Raw genomic sequence first — 8,662 nt, 5'->3', positions numbered from 1 at the left:
AGTTGAAGAAGTTTTTTCCTCATCACCTCCTCTTTGAAAGTCGATTCAAATATGAAAAATCAAGCGGAAATGACACCCGCTCTATTTGTCATGCCCTAATCGACTGTGAATAGTAACAAAGAACGAGCGATCCTACTATGCGGTGCGTGACCTGCTGACCTACTATGGCGCTGAACGCACTGCATTTTCCATTATCAACCGCTATGTACGGTTTGCCGATAAGGATGAAACAAAGCGGAGAAGCGAATGGCAGACAAATCAGCGTTGGGCGTGGTTTCTCGGTGAGGGGCGTGGGCGGCTGAAACTGACGACCGAACCCGAACCGTACAATTTCCAGCGTACTTTAAACTGGTTGGCAAGGCAGGTCGCCCCTACCTTGCAGGTAGCGGAAAAGCTGGATAAACAGAACAACACGACGGTGATTAAGGACATGGTGAAACATGCGAAGCTCTCCGACCGATTGGAAAAGGTCTTGCGGCAGCTCTCAGTCACCGTGGAGGAAATGACTGTCAAGGAGGAATAAGAAATGTGGCACAACATATTGTTTGACCTGCTGCTGGTATCGGCAGGTATGGGAATGGGCGTGGTACTTATGTGTATCCTGCAAGTCGGGAAAGAAGCGGACACCCACTTAGAAGAAATGGAAAGGAGTAATGAAAAATGAACTTTGGACAGAACCTTTACAACTGGTTTTTGAGTAATGCACAGAGCCTTGTGCTTATGGCAATCGTTGTGATTGACATTTACTTGGGATTTAAACGTGAGTTTAGTAAACTGATTGGCTTTCTGGTGATTGCCTTAATCGCTGTCGGTCTGGTATTTAATGCCGCTGGCGTAAAAGACGTACTCTTAAACCTGTTCAACAAGATTATTGGTGCATAATCTTTAATTGTAGATTATGAAAATAGTTGGTATAATATCTCTATACTATACCAACTAGGAGGGATAATATGTCTGATATTTCGGTTAGTCAAGACTTTACTGAATTTTGCAAAAATCTTCGAATGAATAGTTCTACTGTAAAAGATATTCAAACTCGATATCACGCTATAACCAAAAGAATAAATAAAGATTTTTGGTCAACAGAATCAGAAACCAATCACAGTTTTTATGTAGGATCTTATGGTAGAGGAACTGCTATTTATACAAGTGACATTGATATTGTAGTAGAGTTACCGTGGTCTGAATACACAAAATATAACGCCTATAGTGGAAATGGTCAGACTGCTTTATTACAGGCAGTAAAAACATCACTGCAGAAAACCTATTCTTCGTCAAATGTTGGCGGGGATGGGCAAGTTGTTGTAATTGACTTTTCTAATGGGATAAAATTCGAAATTGTTCCTGCTTTTATACTCAATGAGGATACATATATATATCCTGATACTCATAATGGTGGAAGTTGGAAATATATGAAACCCAAAGAAGAAATGGCTGTTTTCAGTGGAAGAAATTCCATATCTAACAATAATCTTAAAAAATTGTGTAGAATGGCTAGAGCTTGGAATAGTAATATGTCAGTTCTGATGAGTGGGATTTTAATAGATACCATTGCATACCGTTTTATGCAATCTTATGAATATGCAGATAAGTCTTATTCATATTTTGATTGGTTATCAAGGGATTTTTTTAAGTATCTGTATGACAATGCCGATAAAGAATATTGGATTAAATTTGGGGATAATAAACAGCATGTAACCAAAAAATATTCTTTTAAAAGTGAAGCTAAAAATGCTTATGATTTATCTATAGCTGCTATAAGTGCTGCAAATAAGGACTATTCATATACATGGCATAGTAAATGGAGGGAAATTTATGGAACAAAATTCCCATTATAGAGAAAGTCTTTTTGTTCAACTAAAAGAGGCTTATGGTAAAGTGGTTTATACTTATACTAGTCATTTGAAAAATGTCAATTCCTTGGAAAGATATTTAAAAAGAATAAAGTATAGTCAAATCATCTTCTCAGCGCTTTCAACAGGGGGGTTTTTAGGAGCAATTATTACCGATGAAAACATGTTGACTATCATTGCTGGTTTCTTTTCCACGCTTTTGCTTGCATTTAATCTTTTTTTCAAAAATTTTAATATTGAAAATGAAATAAAGCAGCATCTCTTTGCATCGGATGAGTTATGGTTCATTAGAGAAAAATATATTTCGCTAATGACCGATTTTAATCTTTTAAAAGATGAAGAAATCATTGCAAAAAGAGATGCATTGTTACAAGAAACCTATGAAATCTATAAATCCACACCTAAAACTGATTATAAAAGTTATACAAAAGCTCAAAAAGCATTAAAAGAAGAAGAGGAACAGTTCTTTACAAATGAAGAACTCAATCAAATATTACCTTCTCATTTAAGAAGCAGCAAGCCTTAAAGGTTTACTGCTTTTTTCTTGCTCATTTTTATGAGTGGGAATCTATTATGAACAAAAATATTTTCAAGGATATAAGAAGCCGTGTCATCTGTGTTGGAATTTTCGCATAGCTTTACCACAAGAGTGAAATCTGGCAGGAAATCAAAAAACTACCGCTTGCTGCCTATCCGCTGAACCAATTAGAAGAATTTCCCCACTTTGTATTTGATGTAGATTATCCGGTCTTGGTGGGAATACTATCAGAATTGAAAGGACGTGATTTATCACTATGTATGATATGTGATTATATATCCTTAACACCACAAAGCCTTATCATGAAGACGAGGACGGTTACGCTGGCGCATGATTTCCCTGCCCTTTGACCTTTGAGAAAATCAAGGAAAAATTAGGCGTGGAAAAAGAGGAAGATTTTGAAATCGAGGACTACGAGCTGCCTTTTTCCCTCAAGCCAGATATGCTGCTTTGGGAAATCAACGCCCTGTGCCGCATGGTGCAGGAAATCGAGGGCACGCCCCTTGGCTATGAATTAAGCGAGATACAGGCAAAGTGGTTTCACAACATCAGCGAATTTTTCGGCCATAAGGACGAGATATGCCACTATTATGTGCCGGACTCCGCTTCTCTGGCAGAATACCTCGTCATGGAAGAACACCGTTTCGGGGAGCTGCCGCCGGAACTTATTAAGCACATAGACTTCATTCCTACGGTCATGAACTGGAACAAAGCGACGAATACCTCTTTACGACCAGCGGCGTGTTCCGCTATCGGTAAGGCGGTGGTTGCCTTTGGAGGAAATGCGTGTCTACATTGCCAACCTTGGCAAGTACAACGAGGGCGAGCTTGTGGGCGACTGGTTCACGCCGCCCGTGGACTACGACGAGATGGCAGAACGAATCGGCTTAAATGACCGATACGAAGAATACGCTATCCATGACTATGAGCTGCCCTTTGAAATCGACGACTACACGCCCATTGAGGAAGTCAACCGCCTGTGCGAAATGGTGGAGGAACTGGACTATCCGCTGAATGAGGTGATTGACGACCTTTTGTAGCGTGGAGGAACTCTACGACCACAGGGACGACATTATCCAGTACCCTTGCGACAACATGGTAGACGTTGCCTACCACTTAATTGATGAGTGCGGCGTTCTGGGCGAGATACCCGACCGATTGAGAAACTACATAGACTATGAAGCCTTTGCCCGTGACATTGACTTCTATGGGTGCTTCATAGAAACCAGATACGGAGTCTTTGAGTGCCCGTATTAACAAGCTGGCAGACCTGCACAAACGTGTGTTTCTGGCAACTAATTTTATATATGACAACAGGTGGTAAATCATCTGTTTTATGCAGCAGTCTGTGAAATGCAGGCTGCTGTTTCCATTTTAAGAGAAAGGAATGGTACAAAACATTGAAGAAAATAAGAAGCTATACCAGCATTTGGAGCGTGGAAAAGGTCATTTACGCTATCAACGACTTTCAGCTCCCGTTCCCCATCACATTTGCACAGATGGCATGGTTCGTGGTATCCCTCTTTGCGGTGATTGTGTTTGCAGAACTGCCGCCCCTAAACATGATTGACGGGGCGTTCCTCAAATACTTTGGTATCCCCGTGGCAGTGACGTGGTTCATGAGCCAGAAAACCTTTGACGGAAAGAAGCCTTATGGTTTCCTAAAATCCAGTATCAGCTACCTGCTGCGCCCGAAAGTGACCTACGCCGGAAAAGCGGTGAAGCTGAAAATGGAAACATGGAATACCACCATAACGGCAGTTAGGAGTGATGTGTATGTTCCCCATTAAATATACCGAAAACAATCTGGTGTTCAACCATGACGGGGAGTGCTTTGCCTACTATGAACTGATACCTTACAATTATTCATTCCTGTCGCCGGAGGAAAAGTACATGGTGCATGACAACTTCCGGCAGCTAATCGCACAGAACCGTGACGGGAAGATACACGCCTTGCAGATCAGTGCCGAGTCCAGTATCCGGCAGACACAGGCACGCTCCAAAAAAGAGGTCACAGGCCGGCTCCGTGAGGTGGCTTGTGCAAAGATAATATCAGTCAGGACAGAGCGCATTTACTGTCTGGAATTGCCCGTTGTCCTCAATGTGGTTCGGCTATGAATGTTGACTGTAACCAGTGGACGAACAAGGACGGAACTTTTCGAGAGACATTTACCTAAGTGTGCAGTCATTATAAACGGGCAAAAGGGACAAGCCAGTGCCGGAGGAATGGAATATCAATGGAGCGGTTGGAAAAGGAAGTATTGGAGTATACGAAGAAACTTTTACGCAATCCGAAGTTTACCCGTGACATCAAAGCAAAAATAGGTGTTGCTGTGGATGTGACGGAGATTCAGAAAGAAATATCAGCTTATGAAAAGGAACTGAATCGACTTGCAAGAAGCCGGACGAATCTGGAGCATGACATTGACAGCTTACCGGACGATAAATATGCAGAGAGAAAACGAGATGAATATAATAGACAGTTGGACAAAATATACAATCAGATTTATGCTGTTGAAGATAGCGTAGAAAGGTGTTAAAGGCGAATTATCATTGCGGATCAAGAATCTCTAAATGTGGACATGATTTACAAGATTCTGCTGTCCTTTGATGAAATCTATGATAAAATGAATGACAGAGACAAGTGTGAGCTGATTTAGTACATGATAAAAGAAATCAAGCTGTATATGCCGGAAGAACAGAGGGTACAGGGTCATGCGGTAAAGAGTATTGTGTACTCGTTTTCGATAGAGGAAGATGTGATTCAGGCTTTACGGGTAAAAGAAACACACGTTGAAACCATAGTACTTTTGTCCCACAAATCACCAGACAGCACTATAAATGTGAAAGTGGAATTTGGTGAATGCGGAGGTAAAGATGTCATTGGGGCTGACAATGTATGATGCTACTAATGCAGTAGAGTAATTGAAAAAGCCAAGGAAGCATCTGCCGAAAGAAAAGATAGAAGCAATAACGGATGCACTTAAATACTTTGAGGTAATCTAATGGATGAAAAGATTTATCAGATTGCAGAGCAGATAGCCCAATTACATCAGGAAGCTTATGAGATTTATTTGCCATTGGTTGAAGATGTGTTTAGTAGAATTGTGTCAGAAGATGAATTGTCACATTTGCTTGATTATTTACAGGATTTTGCTTGTGATGAGAGAATACTGGAATTGTATAAAATGGTGTGCAGGAGATATTTATATGTATATCCTAGATGTATCAAATTTTACATTGAAGCATATTGGGAAATGTGGGAAGATGAAAGTAAAGAAGTAAAAGATTTTAAGTAAGATGTCAGTAACAATAAGAAAATACTGGATATAGTTGCGGGAGGTACAATGGGAAAGGTAATTAAAGAAACGATTCATGCCAATGGGATAGATATCGGAATTTATACGCAGGATTTTGAAAATGAATTTATTTCATTAACAGATATTGCACGATATAAAAGTGATGATCCAACAGCAGTTATTCAAAACTGGATGAGAAAGCGCGATGTGATAGAATTTTTGGGATTATGGGAAAGACTTCATAATCCAGATTTTAACCCCCTCGAATTCGAGGGGGTTAGAAAGCAGGCAGGAGCAAATGCATTTACAATGTCGCCAAAGAAGTGGATTGATGCTACAGATGCAATTGGTATTGTTTCAAAAGCAGGACGTTATGGCGGAACATATGCTCATAGTGATATTGCTATGTCTTTTGCAACTTGGATTTCTCCCGAATTTCAATTGTATATTATGAAAGATTACAGGAGATTAAAGACAGACGAGAATAGCCGATTATCTTTAAACTGGAATTTGAATAGAGAGATTTCAAAGTTGAATTACAGGATACATACGGATGCGATTAAGGATAATTTGATTCCACCGGAATTGACACCAGCACAAGTAGCGTATACCTATGCTAATGAAGCGGATATGTTAAATGTAGTCCTGTTTGGAAAAACAGCGAAACAATGGAAAGATGAAAATCCGGGAAAAAGATATTAAAGATGTCAAGGTTGCTTTGGAAAGAGTGTATTTATATATCTGCAATCAATATAATTGGAAAGCTGAAGAAATTATTATTTGATATACTTATTTAAGATAAAAACTATTGGTATAAGGTGTTGGAGTATTAGACAATTATAGATTTCCTTCTAAAAAAATGGAAACTAATTCGAACAGGAAATAAGTAAGATTTTGTGGGAAAGAGGTAATACTGTTGAAAGTATTGTACTCTTGTCCCACAAATCACCAGATAGTGTCATCAATGTGAAAGTGGAATTTGGAGAAGGTGAGGGTGCAGTGCCATTGGAAGCAATAGCAGAACGGGCAAAGGAATATCAGCCAAAACCGAAAGTTACGTATAAAATGATACAGGAATATGTTGAGAAAAAAATACGGATTTAAATTACATACTGCGTATATCGCAGAGATAAAGAGGTCTTTTGGATTGATAATGTATGATGCCCCTAATGCGGTAGAGGACTTGAAACAGCCGAGGAAATGTCCGCCGATAGAAAAAGTAGAAGCGATAAAGGAAGCTCTTAAATATTTTGAGGTGATTTGATGGATTCAAAAATATGTCAGATTGCAGAGCAGATAGTTCAGTTGAATCAAAAAGCCGATGAAGTTTATTTGCCATTGGTCGAGGATGTATGTAGTAGAAAAGTACCAGAAGATGAATTGTCACATCTTCTTGACTATTTATTAGACTTTGCATGCGATGAAAAAATATTGGGATTGTATAAAGGAGTGTGCAGAGGCTATTTGTATGTATATCCGAGATGCATCAAATTTCATATTTAAGCATATCGAGAAACGTGGGAAGACGAGGGGGGAAATGCTTAGAAAATGATTTGTAGCTTAAGCAGAAGATAAGCGTTTTAAGAGACATTTTGCATGAGCCTATGATGAGAGAATAGGAGAGCGTATAAGGCGAAAATTGTGAAAGAGACTATTCATGCTAAAGGCATTGATATTGGCATCTATACAACAAATTTTGAAAGTGAATTTATTTCTTTAACCGATATTGCAAAGTATAGAAATGAAGATGACCCAAGATTTATGATTCATAACTGGATGTGCGATCGTAACATAATAGAATTTTTAGGCGTTTGGGAAAAATTGCATAATCCAGATTTTAACCGTGTGCAATTCGAGGCGGTTAAAAATGAGGCGGGGTTAAATCGTTTTGTTATGACACCGACAAAGTGGACTACACAGATGAATGCCATCGGCATTGTTTCAAAAGCAGGACAATATGGTGGAACGTATGCCCATAGTGATATTGCGATGTCCTTTGCAGCTTGGATTCCTCCAGAAGTTCATTTATATATTATGAAGGACTGCAGAAGATTAAAGACAGATGAGAATAGCCGATTGTCTCTGAATTGGAATTTGAAAAAAGTTATAATACCCCCTACCATGCCAGCTTGATGGGAAATGGCAAAATGGTAAAAGAACAGGGAATAGCTGCATTTTTGGCACAGCGAAAAGAGAACTATACCTGCCCGGAATATGAAGGAATTATTTCCATTCATGATGCAGAATGCAGTGAGTGCCAGTAGATAATGTGATTAGGAGAAAATACCCATGGAAAAGAAGATGAGTTGTTGCGGTACCGTATGTTCGGATTGTGAGTATTACCCGGCGGATTGCCGGGGGTGCAGAGAGATAAAGGGTAAGGTGTTCTGGCTGGAATACACAGGAGAAAGCTGCTGTGACATTTATGAATGCTGTATCAATCAAAGAAAATATGGGCACTGCAGTCAATGTGAGGAATTGCCATGTAGTCGCTATGACCGTGAAGACCCGACCAAAACGAAGGAAGAAAATGAAGCGGATCACGCTATGCAGATGAAGAATTTAAAAGAGCACAAGGGGGAAGAGCGAAAGATGAAAAGAGAATTGGGGATTGCGCGATGCGGGCTTGCCTGCTGTTTATGTTCGGAAAATACAAACTGTGCAGGCTGTAATTCCGGGGATTGTCCGGGTAAAGACTGGTGTGAGAACAGAAAATGTTCATTGGAAAAGGGAATTAGGCATTGCTATGCGTGTGATGAAGACTGCCAAAAAGGATTATTAACCAAAATAAAGCCATATGCGTTTAACTTATTTTCGAAAAGGTATGGAGAGAAGCAGCTTTTAGACTGCCTGGAGGCAAACGAGAAGGCGGGAGTTATTTATCATCGTGAAGGGATAAGCGGAGATTATGATGATTTTGAGGATGTGGAGAAGCTGATTGAATTTATCAGAACAGGCAGCCGTACTTGATT

Annotated in this window: 11 protein-coding genes and 5 pseudogenes; all 16 read left to right on the top strand. The window is 39.7% G+C overall.

Going from position 1 to position 8,662, the window contains the following annotated elements; all coding sequences use genetic code 11:
• Positions 1–118 precede the first annotated feature (118 nt).
• Positions 119–523: pseudogene (locus ARB69_RS13395) on the top strand (replication initiation factor domain-containing protein); the annotation flags it as partial.
• 3 nt (positions 524–526) lie between these two features.
• Positions 527–664: a DUF3789 domain-containing protein gene (locus ARB69_RS13390; protein WP_055153601.1), complete on the top strand. Its 138-nt coding sequence runs from the start codon at positions 527–529 to the stop codon at positions 662–664.
• Positions 661–882 (top strand): hypothetical protein, encoded by a 222-nt coding sequence (locus ARB69_RS13385; protein ID WP_055153599.1) that lies wholly within the window; start codon positions 661–663, stop codon positions 880–882. The genes ARB69_RS13390 and ARB69_RS13385 overlap by 4 nt, the downstream gene beginning before the upstream one ends.
• A 68-nt stretch (positions 883–950) precedes the next feature.
• The gene (locus ARB69_RS13380) at positions 951–1,838 is read left to right on the top strand and encodes an SMODS domain-containing nucleotidyltransferase (RefSeq protein ID WP_242857597.1); all 888 of its coding nucleotides are present in this window, start codon (positions 951–953) and stop codon (positions 1,836–1,838) included.
• Entirely contained in the window at positions 1,816–2,379 is a 564-nt protein-coding gene (locus ARB69_RS13375) for an SLATT domain-containing protein (protein WP_055153597.1), read from the top strand. Before ARB69_RS13380 ends, ARB69_RS13375 begins: the two co-directional genes overlap by 23 nt.
• Before the next feature lie 391 nt (positions 2,380–2,770).
• Complete coding sequence (locus ARB69_RS13370; protein ID WP_242857600.1) at positions 2,771–3,286, top strand: antirestriction protein ArdA; 516 nt, start codon at positions 2,771–2,773, stop codon at positions 3,284–3,286.
• Positions 3,174–3,648, top strand: a pseudogene (locus tag ARB69_RS13365) (antirestriction protein ArdA). The gene ARB69_RS13370 and the pseudogene ARB69_RS13365 overlap by 113 nt, the downstream one beginning before the upstream one ends.
• A gap of 143 nt (positions 3,649–3,791) precedes the next feature.
• A complete protein-coding gene (locus ARB69_RS13360; RefSeq protein ID WP_055153595.1) occupies positions 3,792–4,181 on the top strand; it encodes a conjugal transfer protein in 390 nt (129 codons plus the stop codon).
• Positions 4,168–4,440: pseudogene (locus tag ARB69_RS13355) on the top strand (conjugal transfer protein); the annotation flags it as partial. The gene ARB69_RS13360 and the pseudogene ARB69_RS13355, both read left to right, overlap by 14 nt.
• 188 nt (positions 4,441–4,628) lie before the next feature.
• Positions 4,629–4,931, top strand: a complete 303-nt coding sequence (locus ARB69_RS13350) for a hypothetical protein (RefSeq protein ID WP_055153591.1) — start codon at positions 4,629–4,631, stop codon at positions 4,929–4,931.
• Positions 4,932–5,054: 123 nt separating this feature from the next.
• Positions 5,055–5,294, top strand: a complete 240-nt coding sequence (locus ARB69_RS28485) for a hypothetical protein (RefSeq protein WP_070102425.1) — start codon at positions 5,055–5,057, stop codon at positions 5,292–5,294.
• Between the two features lie 102 nt (positions 5,295–5,396).
• Positions 5,397–5,690: a hypothetical protein gene (locus ARB69_RS13340; RefSeq protein ID WP_055153589.1), complete on the top strand. Its 294-nt coding sequence runs from the start codon at positions 5,397–5,399 to the stop codon at positions 5,688–5,690.
• Positions 5,691–5,738: 48 nt separating this feature from the next.
• Positions 5,739–6,377: pseudogene (locus ARB69_RS13335) on the top strand (KilA-N domain-containing protein); the annotation flags it as partial.
• 228 nt (positions 6,378–6,605) lie between these two features.
• Positions 6,606–6,954, top strand: a pseudogene (locus ARB69_RS28305) (hypothetical protein); the annotation flags it as partial.
• Between the two features lie 377 nt (positions 6,955–7,331).
• Positions 7,332–7,823, top strand: coding sequence for a KilA-N domain-containing protein (locus ARB69_RS13320; RefSeq protein ID WP_242857596.1), 492 nt, complete (start codon positions 7,332–7,334; stop codon positions 7,821–7,823).
• 459 nt (positions 7,824–8,282) lie between these two features.
• Complete coding sequence (locus tag ARB69_RS28300) at positions 8,283–8,660, top strand: DUF3795 domain-containing protein (protein WP_055153613.1); 378 nt, start codon at positions 8,283–8,285, stop codon at positions 8,658–8,660.
• Positions 8,661–8,662 lie beyond the last annotated feature (2 nt).

This window comes from Faecalicatena contorta (genome assembly GCF_001404335.1).
Taxonomy (GTDB): Bacteria; Bacillota; Clostridia; order Lachnospirales; family Lachnospiraceae; genus Faecalicatena; species Faecalicatena contortus_B.
Note: the sequence above shows the minus strand (reverse complement) of the source record. Positions and strands in the feature narration are given on the sequence as shown.

Coding starts and splice junctions, on each gene's coding strand:
- ARB69_RS13385 (WP_055153599.1), top strand. CDS start 661: ATGAACTTTGGACAGAACCTTTACAACTGGTTTTTGAGTAATGCACAG.
- ARB69_RS13380 (WP_242857597.1), top strand. CDS start 951: ATGTCTGATATTTCGGTTAGTCAAGACTTTACTGAATTTTGCAAAAAT.
- ARB69_RS13375 (WP_055153597.1), top strand. CDS start 1,816: ATGGAACAAAATTCCCATTATAGAGAAAGTCTTTTTGTTCAACTAAAA.
- ARB69_RS13390 (WP_055153601.1), top strand. CDS start 527: ATGTGGCACAACATATTGTTTGACCTGCTGCTGGTATCGGCAGGTATG.
- ARB69_RS28300 (WP_055153613.1), top strand. CDS start 8,283: ATGAAAAGAGAATTGGGGATTGCGCGATGCGGGCTTGCCTGCTGTTTA.
- ARB69_RS13340 (WP_055153589.1), top strand. CDS start 5,397: ATGGATGAAAAGATTTATCAGATTGCAGAGCAGATAGCCCAATTACAT.
- ARB69_RS28485 (WP_070102425.1), top strand. CDS start 5,055: ATGATAAAAGAAATCAAGCTGTATATGCCGGAAGAACAGAGGGTACAG.
- ARB69_RS13350 (WP_055153591.1), top strand. CDS start 4,629: ATGGAGCGGTTGGAAAAGGAAGTATTGGAGTATACGAAGAAACTTTTA.